Source organism: Yinghuangia aomiensis, assembly GCF_039542225.1.
Lineage (GTDB): Bacteria > Actinomycetota > Actinomycetes > Streptomycetales > Streptomycetaceae > Yinghuangia > Yinghuangia aomiensis.
Genome location: NZ_BAABHS010000018.1, coordinates 93,650 through 114,193, shown reverse-complemented (window position 1 = coordinate 114,193; position 20,544 = coordinate 93,650). Strand labels below are relative to the sequence as shown.

Sequence of the window (20,544 nt, the reverse complement as noted above, 5' to 3'; positions counted from 1 at the left end):
CGTGTCCGGGGCAGGCCCGTGTGTGTTGCCCGGGCCGCCCACGGGGCAATACCCGAACGGGACGGCCGCGCGGCCGGCGGCTGTGGGGGCCGCCCGCGTATGCCGGACCGGGCTGGTGAGCGTCGGGGGAGGGAGCCTGGATGGCGCACATCGAGCGTGGGGGGCGCGCCGCGAGCGCGGCCGAACGCGCGTGGCTGCGCGGCATGGACGCCTACGTGTGCGGCGAGTACGGCCACGCCGAACTCGAGTTCCGCAATGCCGTCGAACTCGACCCGGGCATGGCCGACGCCTGGCTGGGCCTGCACGCGTTGAAGGTCGACGTCGCGGGCGCGGTCGTCGCGATGCATGCGCACCGCGACCGGTTCGGCGAGCAGCGCACCAAGTACCGCCGTCCGCTCAACTCCTGGTACTGGCTGGGCTGGTGGGTGCAGCTCGTGCTGGAGACGCCGCGCGACCTGGCACTTGCGCACGCCTCGCACTGGCTCGACGGACGCCACCTGCCGGAACTCGACACCGCGCTCGCGCACTGCCCGCCGCCGGACGGCGACGCGTCGACCCGGTTCCTCCTCGCCTGCCGCGCCTACCTCGGCAAGGACTGGCAGCAACTGCTGCGCCACACGGGCGGTTTGGAAGACGATCCCCTGCTGGGCGTGGAGGCGGGCCTGTTCGCGGGCATGGCGCGGGTCCGGCTCGGGCTGTACGACAAGGCCGAGCAGGTGCTGGCGACGGCGCTGGCACGCTGCCGGTCCGAGCATCCGCAGCGCAAGGAGCTCCGGTACTGGCTGGCCCGCGCGTACGAGGAGACGGGCCGCGCCCCGGCCGCGCTCCCCCTGTACCGGGCCGTGCACCATGCCGATCCGGCGTTCATGGACACGGCCGTGCGTCTCGCCGCGCTCACCGCCGAACTCGCGGACGCCGCCGATCCGCTGGACACCCTCGACGCCGTGGACGCGCTGGACGTCGTCGGCGGCTCCCGCTCGGCCGACACCACCGCCATGCTGCACAACGCCCCGCCGTCCGGCACCTACGACGCCACCGCCCGCCTGGCCGGCCCCGTCCTGCCCACCGACACGGCGACCGGGCCGGCGGACCTCCCGCCCGGCCCCGACACCGGCGGCGCCGATGCCGACACCCCGAGCACGCCCACAACCCCGGGCAGCCCGGAATCCCCGGACACCGACGACCCCGACAGCACCCTGCCCCACGAAGACACCCGCAGCACCGCCCCCTCCGCCGCCGCGCCTTCCCCCACCTCCACCGGCAGCGTCCCCGCCGCTCCCGCCGCCGCGGCCGCCGAGGACCTCGCCGCCGCGCTGGACGAACTCGAACGCATGGTCGGCCTCGAACCGGTCAAGCGCCAAGTCCGCGCCCTGTCCGCGCAGATGCGCATGGGGCGGCTGCGGCAGGCCCGCGGGATGCCCGCGGGGGCGCCGAAGCGGCACTTCGTGTTCTCCGGGCCGTCCGGCACCGGCAAGACGACCGTGGCACGCCTGCTGGGCCGGGTGTTCCATGCGCTCGGACTGCTCGAATCGGACCGGCTCGTCGAGGCGCAGCGCGCCGATCTGGTCGGCGAGTTCCTGGGCCAGACCGCGGTGAAGACGAACGAGCTGATCGATTCGGCGCTCGGCGGGGTGCTGTTCGTGGACGAGGCGTACGCGCTCGCCGGATCGGGTTACGCGAAGGGCGACGCGTACGGCGACGAGGCCATCCAGGTCCTGCTCAAGCGCGCCGAGGACGACCGGGACCGCTTGGTGGTCATCCTGGCGGGCTACCCGGAGGGCATGGACCGGCTGCTGACCGTCAATCCCGGCCTGACCTCGCGCTTCACCTCGCGCGTGGACTTCCCCAGCTACGGCGCCGACGACTTGGCGCGCATAGCCGAGCATCTCGCGGCGGTCGGCGGGGACGTCTGGGACGAGGACTGTGTCGCGGAGATGCGCAGCATCACCGGACATGTGTGCGAGCGGGAGTGGATAGACGAGTTGGGGAACGCCCGGTTCGTCCGGACGCTGTACGAGAAGTCGTGCGCCTACCGAGACCTGCGTCTGGTCGGCCTCCCCGGCGAGCCCGACCACGAAGAGCTGACCACACTGCGGCTGCCCGACCTGCTCCAGGCCTACGGCGAAACAGCCGGCGGCCGCACCTGACACATAGGCACGTTCAGGACCCGTCGGCACCCGGCGGAAGACCCACCCGGCGCGCCGCACCCCACCGGCGTGTGCACCGGCCGCCGTGTCGGTGCGCCATGCGAGGCTACGCGCGGGACCGGCCCCGCACCCCGGGCCGGCGAGCGGGCACGGCGTACGTCGGCGAGGGGATCAACGGGGATGGCGAAGACCAGGCACATCGATGCCGCGGAACGGCGCGCTCGGCTGGTCCGGCGCCAACTCCCGGAGCCGGCGGCGCAGTCCGCGGAGCAGGTGACGGAGTCTCTCGTCGCGTTGCATTCGACCGACCCGGCGAGCGTGTTCCTGTCCGTGGCGGCACGCAGCCGTGTCGGGGCCGCGGATGTGGAGCGGGCGCTCTACGACGACCGGACGCTTGTCCGGATGGCCGGCATGCGCCGCACCGTCTTCGTCGTGACCGACCCGATGGCCGCGGTCGTCCACTCGTCCACCACGGCGCCGATGGCCGAGAAGGCGCTGCGCGACATGCTCAAGCTAGGCTTCCGCGGCGGCACGCTCGACGCGGCTTGGGTGGCGGAGGTCGAGGACTCCATCGTCGCCCACCTGTCCGGCCTCCCGGAGGCCACCAGCACGGAACTGTCGGCGCTGGAACCCCGGTTGCGCGAACCGGTCGTCTACGCCCCGGGGACCAAGTGGGAGACCGAGCAGACCGCGGGCACGCGCATCATGCGCAAGCTCGCGATGGACGGCCGGATCGTGCGGGGACGCCCGAAGGGCTCGTGGACGAGCAGCCAGTACCGCTGGCAGATCGCCCCGGAGCCGCTGCCCGATCTCCCCGCAGGTGACGCACGGGCCGCGCTGGTACGCGCCTGGCTGGCGTCCTACGGCCCGGGCACCGAGGCGGATCTGAAGTGGTGGACGGGCTGGACGCTCACCCAGGTCCGCGCCGCGCTGAAGGCCGTCGCCGCGGTTCCGGTGACGTTGGACGAGGGTGCGGGGTTCGTGCTGCCGGACGACGTGGACGCGCCCGGTGCGGCGCCGGACCGGGCCGCGCTGCTGCCCGCGTTGGACCCGACGCCGATGGGCTGGCAGGGCCGCGGCTGGTACTTCCCCGACGATGCGAAGGCCGCGCTGTTCGACCGGTCGGGCAATGTCGGACCGACGGTGTGGTGGCAGGGCCGGGTGGTCGGCGGCTGGGCGCAGCGTGCGGACGGCGACGTGGTCTGGCGGCTGCTCGCCGACGTCGGCACCGACGCCGAGAAGGCCGTGGCGGTCGAAGCCGAGCGGCTCGCCGCGTGGATAGGGGACGTGCGGGTGACACCGCGTTTCCGGACCGCGCTGGAACGCGAGTTGGCCGGCTGAGACCAGGCCGGCCACCGGCGCGCGGCGTGCGGCTCCGCTCTCGTGCGCCCTTCGCGCGCCCCTGCGCCCGCTGCCGCCCCCGATTTCGCCGGAACGAGTGAAGCGGACGCCCTCGGATTTCCCTCGAACGTGGCGCTCCGCTTCACCGCGCGCCCGTACTCGCCCGCCCCCGCGACGAGGCAGGACGGGTCGTCCCTACCGGTCCGCCGGTTCGGTCCCGCCGAAGTGCTCCACGAGATCCCGCAGTTCCCCGGCCGCCCGGATGGCGTCGGCGCGTCCGTTGGACACCTGGATGCCCATGACCGCGAGCGTCTCGCCGTCGGAGAGGTCGAGGAACACCCACGGGTCGCCTTGCCTGAGCTGGACGCGGATGATCTGCGCCCACTGGAGTTCGACGACGCGCAGCAGGTTGACCACGCGGACGCCGTGTTCGGTGGCGACGACCTTCGGGCGGCCGAGCATGAGCATGAAGCAGAGGCCGAAGACGCCGGTGGCGACGACGCCGAGCTTGGAGCCGATGTTCCAGCCGCCGTCTTCGGGCAGGGCTACGGCGAGGGCGACGAGGCCGCCGAGGATGACGAGACCGACGATGCGGGTGACCAGGCGGCTGCGCTTCGGATACCAGGTGCGGGGCAGGTCGGCGCGCGTGTGCCGGTCCGGTTCGGTGCCGATGGTGTGCTCCGTCATGCGCGGTGTCCCGAGGGTGTTCGGTGGTGGAAAGTCGATGGAAGAGCGGCCGGCGACGACGACGGCAAGGGCAGCGGACGAGCCGATGCCGGAATCGGCGGCCGCCGGTGTCGGCGAAACGTATCGCCACAGTGTCCCGCACCGGCCGAACGCACCGTGCCCGGCCCCCCGCGCGACACGCGGGCGACCGGGCACGGATGGGGCGTCAGATACGGCAGGCGTGGATGCCGGTGACCAGGATGGCGCGGGCGCCGATGTCCCACAGGTCGTCCATGATCCGCTGGGCGTCGCGGCGCGGCACCATCGAACGGACGGCGACCCAGCCTTCGTTGTGCAGCGGCGACACCGTCGGCGACTCGAGGCCGGGGGTGAGCGCGACGGCTTCCTCGACGCGCTCCGCGCGGATGTCGTAGTCCATCATCACGTAGCGGCGGGCCACCAGGACGCCCTGGAGGCGGCGGACGAGCTGGTCGACCTCGCGGGACGGTTCGGCGCCGGTGCGGCGGATCAGCACCGCTTCGGAGTGCAGGATCGGCTCGCCGAAGATCTCCAGGCCGGCCTGGCGCAGCGTGGTGCCGGTTTCCACGACGTCGGCGATGACGTCGGCGACGCCGAGCTGGATGGCGGTTTCGACGGCGCCGTCGAGCTTGACGACGGCGGCGGCTTCGACGCCCTGGTCGGCGAGGTGGCGCTGCACGAGGCCGACGTAGGAGGACGCGATGCGGGCGCCGGCGAGTTCCTTGGCGGAGGTGTAGCCGCCGACGGGTGCGGCCCAGCGGAACGTGGCCGGGGCGAGGCCGAGTTGCAGGATCTCCTCGGCGTCGGCGCCGGAGTCGAGGAGGAGGTCGCGGCCGGTGATGCCCGCGTCGAGGCGGCCGGAGCCGACGTAGACGGCGATGTCGCGGGGGCGCAGGAAGAAGAACTCGACGCTGTTGTCGGGGTCGACGAGGACGAGTTCCTTGCTGTGGCTGCGCTGCCGGTAGCCGGCCTCATGGAGCATCGCCGACGCAGGCTCCGAGAGCGAACCCTTGTTCGGGACGGCGATGCGCAGCATGGGGGGACCCTTCTCACGGGTGGGTCCCCGGCGGCCGCGTCCCCGTGCGGGCAGGCGCGGGGTGGGTGCGGGGCGCCGGGGACGCCGACGATGTCACAGGTGAGCGTATACGTCCTCGAGGGTGAGGCCGCGCGCGACCATCATCACCTGCAGGTGGTAGAGCAGCTGCGAGATTTCTTCGGCGCAGCGGTCGGCGCCTTCGTGTTCGGCGGCCATCCAGACTTCGGCGGCTTCTTCGACGACCTTCTTGCCGATGGCGTGCACGCCTTGCTGGACGAGTTCGGCGGTGCGGGAGCCGGTTTCGCCGGCGGCGGCCTTGGTCTGGAGCTCGGTGAAGAGCTGGTCAAACGTCTTCATCGCGGGGATCGACTTCTCACTTTCGGCGGTCGGATGCGCGGCGCGACCCGGGGTGTGTCCGGTGGTCAGCGCGTCGGCTCCGCCACTGTACGCAACGCGACGACGGTGGCGACGGCCGCGGTGGCGGCCTCGTGGCCCTTGTCTTCCTTGGACCCTTCGATGCCCGCGCGGTCGAGGGCTTGCTGTTCGTTGTCGCAGGTGAGGAGGCCGAAGCCGACGGGGACGCCGGTGTCGAGGGCGACGCGGGTGAGGCCGTCGGTGGCGGCGGCGCACACGTATTCGAAGTGCGGGGTGCCGCCGCGGATGACGACGCCGAGGGCGACGACGGCGTCGTAGCCGCGTTCGGCGAGGGCTTTGGCGGCGACGGGGAGTTCGAAGGCGCCGGGGACGCGGACCACGGTGGGTTCGGTGATGCCGAGGTCGGTGAGGGCGGTGCGGGCGCCGGCCAGGAGCCCGTCCATGACGGGGGCGTGCCATTGGGCGGCGATGATGCCGACGCGGAGGTCCTGGCAGCCTTCGACGGTGAGCTGGGGGGCTCCGTTACCGCTCATGTTCGCTTGGTGTCCCGTTCTTGGGGTGGGGATGAGGGCGGGGTGTGGATGAGGGCGGGTGTGGGTCTGGCGGGGTCCGCTGCCCGGGCCGCCGGGCGGAGGCCGGCGACCGGGTCGGGCGGGGTGGTGCCGTGGTGCGGGCGGCGCGTCAGCTGACGGCGTGCGGGGTGGCGTCGGCGGGCTCGACCGGTTCGAGCCAGGGCAGGTCGTGGCCCATGCGGTCGCGCTTGGTCTGCAGGTAGCGCAGGTTGTCGGCGGTGGCGTGGACGGGCAGCGGGACGCGTTCGAGGATTTCCAGGCCGTAGCCTTCCAGGCCGGCGCGCTTGGCCGGGTTGTTGGTGAGCAGGCGCATGGAGCGGACGCCGAGATCGGAGAGGATCTGGGCGCCGGTGCCGTAGTCGCGGGCGTCGGCGGGCAGGCCGAGTTCGAGGTTCGCGTCGACGGTGTCGTGGCCGTCGTCCTGGAGCTGGTAGGCCTGGAGCTTGTGGAGGAGGCCGATGCCGCGGCCTTCGTGTCCGCGCATGTAGAGGACGACGCCGCGGCCTTCGTCGGCGACGGTGCGCAGGGCGGCGGCGAGCTGGGGGCCGCAGTCGCAGCGCAGCGAGCCGAAGACGTCGCCGGTGAGGCATTCGGAGTGGACGCGGACGAGGACGTCTTCGCCGGGGCCGATGTCGCCGGTGACGAGGGCGATGTGCTCGACGCCGTCGAGGGCGCTGCGGTAGCCGATGGCGCGGAAGTCGCCGTAGGCGGTGGGCAGGCGGGTTTCGGCGGCGCGTTCGACGGTCTGTTCGGTGCGGCGGCGGTAGGCGATGAGGTCGGCGATGGAGACGATCTTGAGGCCGTGCTGCCGGGCGAAGGGGACGAGGTCGGGCAGCCGCATCATCGAGCCGTCGTCGTGGACGACCTCGCAGATGACGCCGGCGGGCGGGAGTCCGGCGAGGCGGGCGAGGTCGACGGCGGCTTCGGTGTGGCCGGGGCGGACGAGGACGCCGCCTTCGACGGCGCGGAGCGGGAAGATGTGCCCGGGGCGGCTGAGGTCGTCGGCGGTGGTGTCGGCGGCGGACAGCAGCTGCACGGTGCGGGTGCGGTCGGCGGCCGAGATGCCTGTGTGTATGCCGTCCTTGGCGTCCACGGAGACGCTGTAGGCGGTGCCCTTCTTGTCCTCGTTGACCTGGGTCATCGGGGGGAGCTTGAGGCGGTCGAGGTCGGGCCCGGTCATGGGGACGCAGACGACGCCGGAGCTGTAGCGGATCATGAAGCCCATCAGCTCGGGGGTCGCGAGCGATGCGGCGAAGATGAGGTCGCCTTCGTTCTCCCGGTCTTCGTCGTCGACGACGACGACGGCCTGGCCGTCCGCCATGGCCTTGATGGCGTCCTCGATGGTGTCGAGGGTGAGGTCGGGGGCGGCGTCGGCGGGGCTGCCGGGGGCGGGGAATGCGAGCACGGTGGTGTCCTCGGTGCTGGGGTTTCTGTCGGTCACGCCCGTGCTCCTTCCAAGTGCCGCGCGGCGGCGGTTGATTCGTGCTCCTGGCGGGTGGCGGCGGGGCGGGCTGCGGTGGAGCGGCGCCACCAGTCGCGCAGCCCGGCCAGCACCATGGCCAGGAAGATCCCGTACACGAGCCCGGAGAAGACCAGGCCGTTGTAGAAGGTCAGCGGGACGCCGACGAGGTCGACGGCGATCCACACCGCCCAGAATTCGACGAGGCCGCGCGCCTGGGCGACGGTGGCGACGGCGGTTCCGACGAAGATGTAGGCGTCGGCGGCGATCATCCACCAGCGGTGGTCCCAGACGACGCCCCATTCGGCGAGCATCGCGGCGAAGGCGGCGGTGCCGAGGACGATGGCGGCGGCGAGGGCGGCGCGTTCGCGGCCGGTGGCGAAGCGGACTTCGATGTCGCCGGTGGCGCGCTTGCCGCGGGCCCATCGGGTCCAGCCGTAGGACGCCATGGCGATGATGAGGATCTGCCGGGAGAAGCTGCCGCCGAGCTGGTACGACCAGTAGACGCCCATGAGCAGCAGGGATCCGGCGATCTGCACGGGCCACGCCCAGATGGTGCGGCGCATGGCGAGGGCGACGGTGGCGAGGGCGAAGATGTTGCCGAGGAAGTCGCCTCGGACCACGTTCTGCCCGAAGACGGTGAAGGCGGGTTCGCGGAGCCAGTCCATCACCGCGTGGTAGGCGTTCATGCCCGGTCCCCGGCGGGCTCGGCTCCGGCGGCCGGGGCGGTGCGGTCGCCGTAGGCGTGGAGGCGTTCGACGTACTTGGCGATGACGTCGACCTCGAGGTTGACCGGGTCGCCGGCCTTCTTCACGCCGAGGGTGGTGAGGTCGAGGGTGGTGGGGATGAGGCTGACGGTGAACCGGTCGGGGCCGGCTTCGACGACGGTGAGGCTGATGCCGTCGACGGTGATGGAGCCCTTGTCGACGACGTAGCGGGCGAGTTCGGCGGGCAGCGAGATCTCGACGATCTCCCAGTGCTCGCCTGGGGTGCGGGAGAGGACGGTGCCCATGCCGTCGACGTGGCCTTGGACGAGGTGGCCGCCGAGGCGTCCGCCGAGTTCCATCGGGCGTTCGAGGTTGACGCGCGAACCGGGTTCGAGGGCGCCGAGGCTGGAGCGCTTGAGCGTTTCGGCCATGACGTCGGCGGTGAAGGTGGCGTCGGCGGGGTCGATCTTCTCGTCGACGACGGTCAGGCAGACGCCGTTGACCGCGATGGAGTCGCCGTGCCGGGCGCCGGCGGTGACGACGGGGCCGTGCACGGTCAGGCGGGCGGAGTCTCCGAGCTGCTCGACGGAGACGATCTCGCCGAGTTCCTCCACGATTCCGGTGAACACGCTAGGACTCCTTCACGGGCTGGGCTGCGGGCTGGTTCGCGACGGGCTCGTCGGACGGGGGCCGGGCGGGGCGTGCGGTGATGCGGATGTCGCCGCCGAAGCGGTCGGTTTCCGTGTCGTCGACGGTGAGGCGCAACGCGTCGGCGATGGTGGAGATTCCGGCGGGGCCGAGGGCGGTGGGGCCGGCGCCGAGGAGGACGGGGGCGAGGTAGGCGACGACCTTGTCGACGAGCCCGGCCGCGGCGTAGGCGCCGGCGAGGGTGGGGCCGCCTTCGAGGAGGACGGAGCGGACGCCGCGGGCGTAGAGCGCTTTGTTGAGGGCGTCGAGGTCGAGTCCGCCCGCGGCGGCGCGCGGCAGCGGCAGGATCTCGGCGCGGCCGGCGATCCGGTCTGCGAGGGCCCGGGCGGTGGCGGCGGGCAGGTCGTCGGCGACCGCGACGAGGGTCGGTGCGGCGTCGTCGAGGACGCGGGCGCCGGCCGGGATGCGGGCGTGGGTGTCGACGACGACGCGCAGCGGCTGGCGGACCGGGCCGTCGGTGCCGCGGACGGCGAGGTGGGGGTCGTCGGCGAGGAGGGTGCCGGATCCGGCGACGACCGCGTCGACCCGGGCGCGGAGCCGGTGGACGTCGGCGCGGGATGCGGCGGAGCTGATCCAGCGGCTGGTGCCGTCGGCGGCGGCGATGCGGCCGTCGAGAGTGGCGGCGTACTTCCAGGTGGTGAAGGGGCGGCCGAGGCGGGCGGCGGTCAGCCAGGCTTCGTTGCCGCGCGCGGCTTCGGCGGCGAGGACGCCGCTGTGCACCTCGACCCCGGCCGCGCGCAGCATGGCGGCGCCGCCGGAGGCGTTGGGGGTGGGGTCGGAGACGGCGTAGAAGACGCGCGCGATTCCGGCGTCGATGAGCGCTTGGGCGCAGGGCCCGGTGCGGCCGGTGTGGGCGCACGGTTCGAGGGTGACGATCGCGGTGCCGCCCCGGGCCCGGTCGCCCGCGGCGCGGAGCGCGGCGACTTCGGCGTGCGGGCCGCCGGCGACTTCGTGGAAGCCCTCGCCGGCGATGTCGCCGTGCGCGTCGAGAACGACGCTGCCCACGACGGGGTTGGGGCTGGTGGTGCCGAGGCCGCGTGCGGCCAGGTCGATCGCGCGGCGCATGTGCGCCGCGACGTCGATCGCCGCGTCGACCCCTTCGGGGGTGGGACCCGCCTCGCCGGACACCCGGACTCCTCCGCATCTCGCGACGCGTGGACCGGGGCGGGGTTTGCGGGCATGCCGCGGGAAGGCAGGACGACGCAAACCTCGGCATGGGGCAGGGTAGCCCGCATGGCGAAGTCGGCCGCCGCGCGCTGCCTCCCATCCGGACTTTCACCGTCGGTACCGGAATTCCACCGGTTCAGCCGATCGGCGCCTCCGGGATGGAGGACGCTGACCGGGTCGCGGACTTTTACCGCCGGTTCGGATTTTCACCGACCCCGGAGCGCGCGTACGTGACATTCGTACACCTCGAAGTGTGCCACGCCTGCCTGCGGACTTGACCTTGCCGCTTCTGTGTGTTCCATCACGCACACTCAGTGCAGTCGGCCGAACACCTGACGCACCGTCAGGATCCGGGGTGTCCGGCGGGATGTCCGGCAGTCGGAATATCGGCCCATCCGATTCCAGCCATCGGGCGCGGGGATGGCACCCTGTCCCCATGGCCCCCGTTCAGATCTCGCCCAGCATCCTGTCCGCGGACTTCGCGCGTCTCGCCGACGAGACCGCCAAGGTCGCCAACGCCGACTGGCTCCATGTCGACGTGATGGACAACCACTTCGTCCCCAACCTCACGCTGGGCCTGCCCGTCGTGGAATCCATCCTCAAGGCCGCGGACACCCCCGTCGACGCGCACCTGATGATCGCGGACCCGGACCGCTGGGCGCCCGCCTACGCCGAGGCCGGCGCGGGCAGTGTCACCTTCCACGTCGAAGCCGCCGCCGCGCCGGTCCGCCTCGCCCGCTCGATCCGCGCGGCCGGCGCCCGCGCGTCGATGGCGCTCAAGCCGGCCACCCCGATCGAGCCCTTCGAGGACCTGCTGCCGGAACTCGACATGATCCTCGTGATGACCGTCGAACCGGGCTTCGGCGGCCAGAAGTTCCTCGACATCATGCTCCCGAAGATCCGCCGCACCCGGGAACTCATCGGCAAGCACGGCCTGGACATGTGGCTCCAGGTCGACGGCGGGGTGTCCGCGGAGACGATCGAGCGCTGCGCGGAAGCCGGCGCCGACGTGTTCGTCGCCGGGTCCGCGGTGTACGACGGCCGCGACCCGGGCGCCGCGGTCGACAAGCTCCGCGCGCTCGCGAACGACGCCACCACGAAGGCCGCCTGGGCCTGCGCCCACTGACCCGGAACACCGCGAAGCGGGTGCCGCCGGAATCTCCGACGGCACCCGCTTCCGGCTATCGGGCGGCCTTCACCTCGACGCCGCGCCGATCGGTCCACTCGACGATCGCGCGTACTTCGCGCCCGCGCCGCCACGCCTCGGACGCCACCGCGTAGCCCAGCACGACGGCCATCCCGATCAGGTGCTCCCGCCCGGCGAGGTTCGGCTTCCACGCCACCTCGGCGATCATCAGCCCCCACACCACGGCCATGAGCGTCCACGCCCGGTCGGCCCAGGCGATCGCCACGACCAGGCCGACGACCGCCGCCGACGGCCCCGTGTCGAACACGTGCGCCAGCCGCGGTTCGATGCCGAGGATCCGGTCCGGCCCGAGCGCGACCATCCCGCGCGCCGCGAGCGTCCCGGCGAGCGTCGCCAAATAGGCCACGAACAAGGTCCGCCGGATCCCGAACGTCAGTTCACCGAGACCGAACACGATCAGCACCTGCGCCAGCGCGCCCCACACCGGCAGATCCGGCGCGGGCACGAACAGCGACACGGGGGTCCGCAGCAGCGCCAGCCACACCGGCTGGTCGGCCCGCACCCCGCCCAGGTCGTGGGTCACCGCGGCACCCCACGGAACGTGCTGCACCAGATGGAAGAACGCGACCAGCAGCGTCGCCCCCACCGCCAGCGGAACCGCCCGCAGGCCCCTGCGCCGCAGCTGGGCGAGCGGCGAAGCCGTCAGCCGCAGCCACTCGTCGCGAAGCTCCCCGCCCAGGCGTGCGGCGGACCCGCGCACCGGTCCGCGCCGGAACGGGGGGCTGCGGCGGTCGAGTACGGGGGCTGGCGCAACGGGCATCGGGTCGTGCTCCTGGGTCGTGCGTCACCTTGTGGCGATCAAGGCGACTAACGACCTATGCCCTCTTTCCGGCAACTATCCCGTCAAGGGCGGATTTCCCGACCCGCGCGGCCCAGGATCATCACAACGAGTGACCAAGGCGGGGTGCGGTTCCCTCGGGAGGCGTACGACTCGGGCCGCACGGGCGACCCGCGGGCCGCCGCACGACCACCCGTCCGAGGGGCATCTTCCACTCGGACGGCCCACCCCGCCGGGCTCAGCCTTCGCTGCGCCGCAGCAGCGCCGTGTACATCGCGTCCGTGCCGTGCAGGTGCGGCCACAGCTGCACGTCCGGCCCGTCGCCCAGCTCGGTCACGCCGGGGAAGTACGGCCGCGCGTCCGCCAGGACGAAGCCCTTCCCCGCCGCCGACCCGAGCACGTCGTCGACGACCGCCCGCGTCTCGGCCCGGTGCGGGGAGCAGGTCACGTAGGCGACGACGCCGCCCGGGCGTACCGCGGCGAGGGCCGACGCCAGCAGTTCGCGCTGCAGCGGGCCCAGCTCGGCGATGTCCTCGGGGCGGCGCCGCCACCGGGACTCGGGGCGGCGGCGCAGCGCGCCGAGGCCGCTGCACGGCACGTCGGCGATGACCCGGTCGAACGACCCGGGCGCCCACGCGGGGCGGGTGCCGTCCGCGGTGACGACCTGGTGGCGGGTGTTCCAGCCGATGGCGTTGCGGACCAGGCGGGCGCGGTGGTGGCGGCGCTCGACGGCGAGCAGGGCCACGTCGCGCTGGGTGGCGATGGCGGCGAGGAGCCCTGCCTTGCCGCCGGGGCCCGCGCACAGGTCGAGCCAGCGGGTCTCCGTCCCGGCGACGTCGGCGTTGGCGAGGGCCTGGGCGACGAGCTGGCTGCCTTCGTCCTGGACGCCCGCGCGGCCGTCGCGGACGGCGGCCAGCGCACCCGGGTCGCCTTCGGGCAGGACCGCGGCGAGCGGCGACCAGCGGCCGGGCGCCGCGCCCGCCTCGAACAGCTCCTCGAGGGTGGCGCGGCCCGGCCGGGCGACCAGGGTGACCGCGGGCGGGGCGTTGTCGGCCGCGAGGAGCGCTTCGATGCCTTCGCGTCCGCCGCCGAGGGCGTCCCACAGCGCGCCCACGACCCACCGGGGGTGGGAGTGGACGACGGACAGGAACCCTTCGGGGTCCTCGTCGTACGGCGGCGCGACCTCGTCGAGCCACGTGTCGAGGTCCTTCGCGGCGACCTTGCGGAGCACCGCGTTGACGAACTTGGCGCGGCCGTCGCCGAGGACGCCGCGAGCGAGTTCGACGGTGGCGGACACCGCGGCGTGCGTGGGGATGCGGGTGGACAGCAGCTGGTGCGCGCCCAGGCACAGCACGTCGAGGACCGGCGGGTCGACCTCGTTGATGGGCCGGTCGACGCACCGGTCGAGGATCGCGTCGTAGGTGCCCTGGCGACGCAGCGTGCCGTGCACGAGTTCGGTGGCGAGCGCGGCGTCGCGGCCGGTCATGCGCCGGTCGCGCAGGAGGCCGGGCAGGACGAGGTTCGCGTAGGCGTCGCGTTCGTCGACCTGCCGCAGGACGTCGAACGCGGCCCGCCGCGCGGCGTCCGGCTTGGGGCGGCGGTAGGTGCGGGCGGCTTTGCCGCGTGCCCCGGTGTCCGGTGACCCGGGTGTGCGGCCGGGGGTGACGGGACGGGTCACGAGGACTCCTCGGTATCCGCGGCGGCGTCGAACGTTTCGCCGTCCTCGGGCCGCACGCCGCGCGCCCAGTCGACGGCGGCCATCATGCGCTTGCCCTGCGGCTGGACGTCGGTGAGTTCGACGGCGTGGCTGCCGGTGCCGACGCGGACGACCTTGCGTTCGACGGCGATCTGGCCGGGCGCGAGCGCGTTGTCGCCGGCGCGCAGCCGGACCGGGGCGAGCTTGACGCGTTCGCCGCGGAACGTGGTCCAGGCGCCGGGCGCGGGGGTGCAGCCGCGGGCGACGCGGTCCACGCGCATGGCGGGTGTGGCCCAGTCGACGCGGGCGTCGGTCACGGTGATCTTCGGGGCGAGCGAGATGCCGTCCGGCGGCTGGGGCACCGCGACGAGGGAGCCGTCGTCGATGCCGTCCATCGTCGCGGTGAGGAGCCGCGCGCCGGACCGGGACAGCCGCTCCAGCAGGTCGCCGCTGGTGTCGCCGGGCCGGACTTCGTCGGTCACGCAGCCGAACACCGGCCCGGAGTCGAGGCCTTCCTCGATGAGGAAGGTGCAGGCGCCGGTCACGTCGTCGCCCGCGAGGACGGCGTGCTGCACGGGCGCCGCGCCGCGCCATGCGGGCAGCAGCGAGAAGTGCAGGTTCACCCAGCCGCGCGCCGGAATGTCGAGGGCGGCCTTCGGCAGCAGCGCACCATACGCGACGACGGGGCAGCAGTCGGGCGCGATCTCGGTCAGCCGGGCCAGGAACTCCGGCTCGCGCGGCTTCCCGGGGCGCAGCACCTCGATGCCGTGGTCGAGGGCGCATTCGGCGACCGGCGACGGGCGGAGCTTGCGGCCGCGGCCGGCGGGCGCGTCGGGGCGGGTGACGACCGCGACGACGTCGTGCCGCGACGCGATGAGTGCTTCGAGGGAGGGGACCGCCACCTCGGGGGTCCCGGCGAACACCAGACGCATGGGGATCAGAGCGCCTTTCCGAACGTCCCGTGCGGCGACACCTTCACGGTCGGCGGGGCCTGACCCGACCACTCGGCGTCGCGGATCGCCTTGAGCGCCAGCTTCCGCTGCTCGCGGTCGAGCCGGTCGATGAAGAGGATGCCGTCGAGGTGGTCGGTCTCGTGCTGGATGCACCGGGACAGCAGCTGGGTGCCTTCGATGGTCACCGGGTCGCCGAACATGTTGAAGCCCTTGGCGACGACGCCGAACGCACGCTTGGTGTCGTAAGCGAGGCCGGGCAGCGACAGGCAGCCCTCCGGGCCTTCCTGCTCGTCGTCCGACAGATCGAGGTCGGGATTGATCAAGTGCCCTATCTCGCCGTCGACGTTGTAGGTGAACACCCGCAGCGAGACACCGATCTGCGGCGCCGCCAGACCGGCACCGGGCGCATCCGTCATCGTGTCGGTCAGGTCCTTGACCAGGACCCGCAGCTCTTTGTCGAAGACGGTCACCGGATCCGCCGCGGTACGCAACACCGGATCACCGAAGAGGCGGATCGGCTGAACTGCCACAGAAGAACTCCCGTTCGACCGGAAAAAGAGACCGGGGCCGGCGAGCCGCCGCCACCCCCCGCAATCCGCCCAGTCTACCGACGGCGCGCCCGCCGATCCGGCCGGTGATCTTCACTTGGGCGCGCTGCCGGGAGACCATGGGAACGGAGGCGAAAGCACCATGCTCGAAGTACGCTCCCCCGACAAAGCCGACGAGACCCGCGATTTCCCGAAGGGCCGCCTCGACGTCCTCGAACTGCCCGGCCTGACCTTCGGCCGCGCCCGCTTCGAACCGGGCTGGAAGTGGTCGGAATCCGTCGGACCCATCGCCGGCACGGCGAGCTGCCAGTTCCACCACTACGGCTACGTCGTCCAAGGCAGGCTCCACATCCGCATGGACGACGGCACCGAAGCGGAAGCCGGGCCCGGCGACGCGTTCGTCTGCGACCCGGGACACGACGCCTGGGTCGTCGGCAGCGAAGCCGCGGTCGTCCTGGACTTCGCCGGCAAGATCGGCGACTACGCCAAGCAGGCCTGACCCGGCAAGACCGACCCCAGACCGGCCACCCCGCCCACCCGCGGCGGCGGCCTCAGCCGATGTCCAGCGGATCCATCCGCACCCACACCGGCTCCCCCGGTCCGCGCGCCATCCGCTGTGCCTGCGCGGCCTTGAGCGCCGCCGCCAACTCCGCGCCGCGGCCCGGCGAGACCCGCAGCAGCACCCGCTCGCGCCGGTCCTCGGACGGCGCGGCACCGCCGTCCGAGGCCGGGCGCTCACTCCACAACGCGAGACCCGCCGCGGCCTGCGCCGCGGAACGGTCTATCGCGGCCCGCGCCGCCGCCGCCTTCCCCGGCCGCCGCGACTCGGCCTGCGGCGCCTGCCGCACCGGCAGCGGCGCCGGAACCGGGCCCAGCACATCCGTCCCGTCCGGCAGCCGCACCATCGCCAGCAAGTCCGCGACCGCGGCCGGCGACCCGGTCACCGACGCCATCCGCGACACCGGCGGGAACCCCAGCTCCGCGCGCTCCTCCAACTCGGTCCGTGCGAACCCCTGCGGATCCCACCGCACCAACGCCTGCACCGGCCGCAGCGTCGGCTCCCCCACCATCACCACCGTGCCGCCCGACGACGCCGGCCGGACGAGCGACGCCGCGGCCAGCCACCGCCGCAACGCCTCCTCGCCCGCCCGCAGATCCGGACGGCTCAGCAACAGCCAGCCGTCCAGCAGCAACGCCGCCGCATAACCCTCCGCCGCCACCGGCTCCGCGCCCGGCGTCGCCACCACCAGCGCCGGAACATCCGGCACCGACGCCAGCACCGCGTCCCGCCCCGACGTCCGCACCGGCACCCGCGGAAACGCCCGCCCCAACTCCTCCGCGGTACGCCGCGCCCCCACCACACTCGCCCGCAGCCGCCCCCCGCCGCACCGCGGACACCGCCACCCGACCTCGTGCCGCCCGCACCACGCGCACAGCAGCGCCCCCTCGGCCCCCGTCAGTCCGAGCGGACCCGCACACGACTCGCACCGCGCCGCCGTCCGGCACCGCTGGCACGCCGCATGCGGCACATAGCCCCGCCGCGGCACCTGCACCAGAACCGGCCCCGACTCCAGCCCCCGCCGCGCCGCATCCCATGCCATCGACGGCAGCCGCGCCGTCCGCGCCGCCTCGTCCCGCGCCAGATCGAAATCGCCCACCGTACGGATCAGCGGCGCCGCCGCCCGCACCTCCGCCCGCGGCGCATCCACCGGCTGCGCCCAGCCCGAACGCACCAACTGCGCCGCGTCGACGGACGCCGTGTTCCCGCCGACCAGGAACGCCGCCTGCTCGCGCAGCGCCCGCATCACCAGGACCTCCCGCACGTGCGGCTGCGGGGCACGCGGCTCGGAATGCGCGGAATCCCCGTCGTCCCACAACGCCGCCAGCCCGAGATCGGCGACCGGCGCGAACATCGCCGCGCGCGTCCCCACGACCGCTTTGACGGTGCCGCGGCTCACCGCGAGCCAGCGCCGGTAGCGCTCCTCCGGACCCGCGTCGGCGGTCAGGGCGATGTGCCGGCCGCGGCCGAGGAGCCGTTCGAGGGCCTCGTCGACGCGCGCGACGAGCTTGCCGTCCGGCAGCACCACGAGCGCACCGCGGCCGCCGGACAACGTCGCGGCCATCGCCCGGGCGACCTCGTCGGGCCAATCGGGGCCGGGCAGTGCCGTCCACACCGTGCGCGGCACGCCGCCGTCGGCCAGCGCGGCCAGCAGCGCCTCGCCGCCGGTGTAGCGGACCCAGGTCGCGGGGGCCGGCACGGGCAGGTCGGGCAGCGGATCCGCGGCGGGCTCGGCTTCGGCGCGGGTGTGCCGGGGCGGGAGCGCGAGGGACAGGACGTCCGCGAGGGTGCCCGCGTAACGGTCGGCAACCGCGCGGGCGAGATCGAGCATGCGGGCGGGCAGCACGGGCTCGGGCGACAGGACCCGCTCGATCCGCGCCAGCGGACCGCTGTAGTCCGACGCGGCCAACCGGTCGACGACGATCCCGTCGACCAGCCCGCCACCGCGCCGCCGGTCGCCGGACGCGTGCCCGCCGAACCGGACGCGCACCCGCACGCCGGGCTTGGCGGTGTCCGCCATCGTCTCCGGCACCGCATAGTCGTAGAACTGGTCGAGGTGGGACAGCCCCTTGTCCACGGCCACCCGCGCCACCGGCAACTCGGCGGCGAGCACCGGCGCCTTCTTCGGCTTGGCCTTCTTCGCGGCCTTCCGCGCAGCGGCAACCGCGATCTCCATCTGCTCCCCCGGAGCCGGAGACCGCCCGCCGTCCTCCCCCGCCGTGTGCTCACCCACACCCGCATTTTCCCAGACCAGGGGGACAGTCGACGGCGGGGCACGCAGGGACGGGGACGGGGGCGGACGGGGCGCATGGCCGGTGGCGGTCTCGGCGTCGGCCCGGTCCGAACGCCGACGCGCGGCCCGGGCAGGCCCGGATGCTCACGTGCCGCGCCGGGTCAGCCGGCCAGCCCCTCAAGCTCCGCCCTCAGCGCTCGACCTCCCCGTGCCGCCGCACGCACAGCTCGGCCGCCCCCAGGACCGCTCCCGCCGGGCCGAAGACCCAGATCGGCCAGAAGTAGACCGGGCCGTGGGTGATCAGGACCAGGAACCAGATCGCGGTGTTCACGCCGGTCACCGCGAACAGTGCCGTCCACAAGCCGTGCAGGACGGCGCGGCCGTTCACCGGGTCGCGACGCGGTCGGCTGCGGGCCGGGGGCTGGAAGGCCTCGGCCGGCCAGGGTGCCGGGTCTGCGGGGCGCGCCGGGGACGGCGCGGGCGGCGGTGTGGCGGGGACCGGCTGGCCGCGCAGCAGGGCGACGTCGTATTCGAGGCGTACCGGCGGCGGCAAGTCGCTGATGAGGCGGGCGAGTTCGCCGAGCGTGACGGCGGCGTAGGCGGCCCCGATGCGCTCGTCGAACTCGTCGAGGGTCAGGCGTCCCTCGGCGTGGTGGTCCTTCAGCAGCGCGACCGCGGCTTCCCTGTCGACGTCGGACGCGCGCATTCCGGGTCGGGTCAGCATGTCATCGACGGTAGGGATTCCGCGGCCCCGTGGGGATGGGGCTAGCCCCACTCTTCACCACGCGACCACGCAACCGGGGTACCGCGGAACGCGGTTGAGCGCCGCGTCTCCGGCGAGGAGGTCCCGGGTGGGATGCAGGCGCGGCGCTCAGGCCCGTTATTTGTACGACAATATGACTGACAAGGCCACCTATTTCACGTGCTTGACCATGACCACCGCGAGCGCCCCCACGGTCCCGATCGCCCCGGAGATCCGGACGGCCCGGCGACTCGTCGGAGTCGCCGGGCCGTCGGATGGTCCGGTGTCGCGCGGTCCGGTGCGGAGACCGGACCGGTGGGTCAGGAGCCCACGGCCGCCTTGAGGGCTTCCACGCGGTCGGTGCGCTCCCAGGTGAAGTCCGGGAGGTCGCGGCCGAAGTGGCCGTACGCCGCGGTCTGCGCGTAGATCGGGCGCAGCAGGTCCAGGTCGCGGATGATCGCGGCCGGGCGCAGGTCGAAGACCTGGGCGATCGCGGTCTGGATCTTCTCGACCGGGAGGGTCTCGGTGCCGAACGTCTCGACGAAGAGGCCGACCGGGGCGGCCTTGCCGATCGCGTACGCGACCTGCACCTCGCAGCGGCGCGCGAGGCCCGCGGCGACGACGTTCTTGGCGACCCAGCGCATCGCGTACGCGGCCGAACGGTCCACCTTGGACGGGTCCTTGCCGGAGAACGCGCCGCCGCCGTGGCGGGCCATGCCGCCGTACGTGTCGATGATGATCTTGCGGCCGGTGAGGCCGGCGTCGCCCATCGGGCCGCCGATCTCGAAGCGCCCGGTCGGGTTGACCAGCAGGCGGTAGCCCTCGGTGTCGATGTCGAGCGCGGCGAGCTCGGGCTCGACGACGTACTCGCGGATGTCCGGGGCGAGCAGCGAGTCGAGGTCGATGTCGGCGGCGTGCTGCGTGGACACGACGACGGTGTCGAGGCGGACCGGGCGGTCGCCGTCGTACTCGATGGTGACCTGGGTCTTGCCGTCCGGGCGCAGGTAGGGGATGGTCCCGTTCTTGCGCACCTCGGACAGGCGGTGCGAGAGGCGGTGCGCCAGCGTGATCGGCAGCGGCATCAGCTCGGGCGTGTCGTCGCACGCGTAGCCGAACATGAGGCCCTGGTCGCCGGCACCCTGGCGGTCGAGTTCGTCGTCGTCGCCTTCGACGCGCGCCTCGTAGGCGTCGTCGACGCCCTGGGCGATGTCGGGCGACTGCGAGCCGATGGACACCGAGACGCCGCAGGACGCGCCGTCGAAGCCCTTCTTCGAGCTGTCGTAGCCGATTTCCAGGACGCGGTCGCGGACGATGGTGGGGATGTCCGCGTAGCCCTTGGTCGTCACCTCGCCGGCGACGTGGACCTGGCCGGTGGTGATGAGCGTCTCGACGGCGACCCGCGACCGGGGGTCTTCCTTGAGGAGCGCATCCAGGATCGAGTCGCTGATCTGGTCGGCGATCTTGTCCGGGTGACCTTCGGTCACGGACTCCGAGGTGAACAGTCGACGGGACACATCGCTCCCTGGTGTTGCAGCGGCTGCTGGCTGGTCGGCGCGTCCGCGGCAGGCGCGTCGAGCCGGATTCTGGCCCGAGTGTAGCCCTACGACCTGC

19 protein-coding genes and 1 riboswitch are annotated in these 20,544 nt (G+C 73.4%); of the genes, 4 read left to right on the top strand and 15 right to left on the bottom strand.

What is annotated here, in order from left to right; translation table 11 throughout:
- Window positions 1-140: 140 nt before the first annotated feature.
- Window positions 141-2,147, top strand: coding sequence for an AAA family ATPase (locus tag ABEA93_RS24755; protein WP_345677945.1), 2,007 nt, complete (start codon window positions 141-143; stop codon window positions 2,145-2,147).
- A 180-nt stretch (window positions 2,148-2,327) separates the two neighbouring features.
- Complete coding sequence (locus ABEA93_RS24750; protein WP_345677944.1) at window positions 2,328-3,488, top strand: winged helix DNA-binding domain-containing protein; 1,161 nt, start codon at window positions 2,328-2,330, stop codon at window positions 3,486-3,488.
- Window positions 3,489-3,683: 195 nt separating this feature from the next.
- On the opposite strand, the gene ABEA93_RS24745 is transcribed toward ABEA93_RS24750, so the two are convergent.
- The 8 genes from ABEA93_RS24745 to ribD form a co-directional block, all read right to left on the bottom strand.
- On the bottom strand, window positions 3,684-4,175 hold the full coding sequence (locus tag ABEA93_RS24745; protein WP_345677943.1) for a PH domain-containing protein: 492 nt from the start codon (window positions 4,173-4,175) through the stop codon (window positions 3,684-3,686).
- A gap of 205 nt (window positions 4,176-4,380) precedes the next feature.
- On the bottom strand, window positions 4,381-5,229 hold the full coding sequence (gene hisG, locus ABEA93_RS24740) for an ATP phosphoribosyltransferase (RefSeq protein ID WP_345677942.1): 849 nt from the start codon (window positions 5,227-5,229) through the stop codon (window positions 4,381-4,383).
- Between the two features lie 93 nt (window positions 5,230-5,322).
- A complete protein-coding gene (locus tag ABEA93_RS24735; protein ID WP_345677940.1) occupies window positions 5,323-5,586 on the bottom strand; it encodes a phosphoribosyl-ATP diphosphatase in 264 nt (87 codons plus the stop codon).
- A gap of 65 nt (window positions 5,587-5,651) precedes the next feature.
- Entirely contained in the window at window positions 5,652-6,137 is a 486-nt protein-coding gene (gene ribH, locus ABEA93_RS24730; protein WP_345677939.1) for a 6,7-dimethyl-8-ribityllumazine synthase, read from the bottom strand.
- Between the two features lie 148 nt (window positions 6,138-6,285).
- The gene (locus ABEA93_RS24725; protein WP_345678012.1) at window positions 6,286-7,581 is read right to left on the bottom strand and encodes a bifunctional 3,4-dihydroxy-2-butanone-4-phosphate synthase/GTP cyclohydrolase II; all 1,296 of its coding nucleotides are present in this window, start codon (window positions 7,579-7,581) and stop codon (window positions 6,286-6,288) included.
- A 32-nt stretch (window positions 7,582-7,613) separates the two neighbouring features.
- Window positions 7,614-8,324: a nicotinamide mononucleotide transporter family protein gene (locus tag ABEA93_RS24720; RefSeq protein WP_345677938.1), complete on the bottom strand. Its 711-nt coding sequence runs from the start codon at window positions 8,322-8,324 to the stop codon at window positions 7,614-7,616.
- Complete coding sequence (locus ABEA93_RS24715; protein ID WP_345677936.1) at window positions 8,321-8,971, bottom strand: riboflavin synthase; 651 nt, start codon at window positions 8,969-8,971, stop codon at window positions 8,321-8,323. The genes ABEA93_RS24720 and ABEA93_RS24715 overlap by 4 nt, the downstream gene beginning before the upstream one ends.
- Window position 8,972: 1 nt before the next feature.
- Window positions 8,973-10,115, bottom strand: a complete 1,143-nt coding sequence (gene ribD / locus ABEA93_RS24710; RefSeq protein ID WP_345678011.1) for a bifunctional diaminohydroxyphosphoribosylaminopyrimidine deaminase/5-amino-6-(5-phosphoribosylamino)uracil reductase RibD — start codon at window positions 10,113-10,115, stop codon at window positions 8,973-8,975.
- Window positions 10,116-10,299: 184 nt separating this feature from the next.
- Window positions 10,300-10,445, bottom strand: a riboswitch (FMN riboswitch).
- A gap of 208 nt (window positions 10,446-10,653) precedes the next feature.
- Between ribD and rpe the strand changes: the two genes are divergently transcribed.
- Complete coding sequence (rpe, locus tag ABEA93_RS24705) at window positions 10,654-11,343, top strand: ribulose-phosphate 3-epimerase (protein WP_345677935.1); 690 nt, start codon at window positions 10,654-10,656, stop codon at window positions 11,341-11,343.
- A gap of 55 nt (window positions 11,344-11,398) precedes the next feature.
- Here rpe and ABEA93_RS24700 read toward each other — a convergent pair whose 3' ends face one another.
- The 4 genes from ABEA93_RS24700 to def form a co-directional block, all read right to left on the bottom strand.
- Window positions 11,399-12,184: a hypothetical protein gene (locus tag ABEA93_RS24700; protein WP_345677934.1), complete on the bottom strand. Its 786-nt coding sequence runs from the start codon at window positions 12,182-12,184 to the stop codon at window positions 11,399-11,401.
- A gap of 256 nt (window positions 12,185-12,440) precedes the next feature.
- Window positions 12,441-13,880 carry an RsmB/NOP family class I SAM-dependent RNA methyltransferase gene (locus tag ABEA93_RS24695; protein WP_345677933.1) on the bottom strand — a complete coding sequence of 480 codons (1,440 nt, stop codon included), beginning with the start codon at window positions 13,878-13,880 and terminating at the stop codon, window positions 12,441-12,443.
- On the bottom strand, window positions 13,877-14,830 hold the full coding sequence (gene fmt / locus ABEA93_RS24690; RefSeq protein ID WP_345677931.1) for a methionyl-tRNA formyltransferase: 954 nt from the start codon (window positions 14,828-14,830) through the stop codon (window positions 13,877-13,879). The genes ABEA93_RS24695 and fmt overlap by 4 nt, the downstream gene beginning before the upstream one ends.
- Window positions 14,831-14,835: 5 nt before the next feature.
- Window positions 14,836-15,381: a peptide deformylase gene (def, locus tag ABEA93_RS24685; RefSeq protein WP_345677929.1), complete on the bottom strand. Its 546-nt coding sequence runs from the start codon at window positions 15,379-15,381 to the stop codon at window positions 14,836-14,838.
- 160 nt (window positions 15,382-15,541) lie between these two features.
- On the opposite strand from def, the gene ABEA93_RS24680 reads away from it, so the two are divergent.
- On the top strand, window positions 15,542-15,898 hold the full coding sequence (locus ABEA93_RS24680; protein WP_345677928.1) for a cupin domain-containing protein: 357 nt from the start codon (window positions 15,542-15,544) through the stop codon (window positions 15,896-15,898).
- 52 nt (window positions 15,899-15,950) lie between these two features.
- Here ABEA93_RS24680 and ABEA93_RS24675 read toward each other — a convergent pair whose 3' ends face one another.
- The 3 genes from ABEA93_RS24675 to metK form a co-directional block, all read right to left on the bottom strand.
- A complete protein-coding gene (locus ABEA93_RS24675; protein ID WP_425585076.1) occupies window positions 15,951-18,191 on the bottom strand; it encodes a primosomal protein N' in 2,241 nt (746 codons plus the stop codon).
- A gap of 190 nt (window positions 18,192-18,381) precedes the next feature.
- Window positions 18,382-18,915 carry a DUF1707 SHOCT-like domain-containing protein gene (locus ABEA93_RS24670; protein WP_345677927.1) on the bottom strand — a complete coding sequence of 178 codons (534 nt, stop codon included), beginning with the start codon at window positions 18,913-18,915 and terminating at the stop codon, window positions 18,382-18,384.
- Between the two features lie 338 nt (window positions 18,916-19,253).
- On the bottom strand, window positions 19,254-20,447 hold the full coding sequence (gene metK, locus ABEA93_RS24665) for a methionine adenosyltransferase (RefSeq protein ID WP_345677926.1): 1,194 nt from the start codon (window positions 20,445-20,447) through the stop codon (window positions 19,254-19,256).
- Window positions 20,448-20,544: the final 97 nt, after the last annotated feature.

Coding starts and splice junctions, on each gene's coding strand:
- ABEA93_RS24755 (WP_345677945.1), top strand. CDS start 141: ATGGCGCACATCGAGCGTGGGGGGCGCGCCGCGAGCGCGGCCGAACGC.
- ABEA93_RS24750 (WP_345677944.1), top strand. CDS start 2,328: ATGGCGAAGACCAGGCACATCGATGCCGCGGAACGGCGCGCTCGGCTG.
- ABEA93_RS24745 (WP_345677943.1), bottom strand. CDS start 4,175: ATGACGGAGCACACCATCGGCACCGAACCGGACCGGCACACGCGCGCC.
- hisG (WP_345677942.1), bottom strand. CDS start 5,229: ATGCTGCGCATCGCCGTCCCGAACAAGGGTTCGCTCTCGGAGCCTGCG.
- ABEA93_RS24735 (WP_345677940.1), bottom strand. CDS start 5,586: ATGAAGACGTTTGACCAGCTCTTCACCGAGCTCCAGACCAAGGCCGCC.
- ribH (WP_345677939.1), bottom strand. CDS start 6,137: ATGAGCGGTAACGGAGCCCCCCAGCTCACCGTCGAAGGCTGCCAGGAC.
- ABEA93_RS24720 (WP_345677938.1), bottom strand. CDS start 8,324: ATGAACGCCTACCACGCGGTGATGGACTGGCTCCGCGAACCCGCCTTC.
- ribD (WP_345678011.1), bottom strand. CDS start 10,115: ATGCGCCGCGCGATCGACCTGGCCGCACGCGGCCTCGGCACCACCAGC.
- rpe (WP_345677935.1), top strand. CDS start 10,654: ATGGCCCCCGTTCAGATCTCGCCCAGCATCCTGTCCGCGGACTTCGCG.
- ABEA93_RS24700 (WP_345677934.1), bottom strand. CDS start 12,184: ATGCCCGTTGCGCCAGCCCCCGTACTCGACCGCCGCAGCCCCCCGTTC.
- fmt (WP_345677931.1), bottom strand. CDS start 14,830: ATGCGTCTGGTGTTCGCCGGGACCCCCGAGGTGGCGGTCCCCTCCCTC.
- ABEA93_RS24680 (WP_345677928.1), top strand. CDS start 15,542: ATGCTCGAAGTACGCTCCCCCGACAAAGCCGACGAGACCCGCGATTTC.
- ABEA93_RS24670 (WP_345677927.1), bottom strand. CDS start 18,915: ATGCTGACCCGACCCGGAATGCGCGCGTCCGACGTCGACAGGGAAGCC.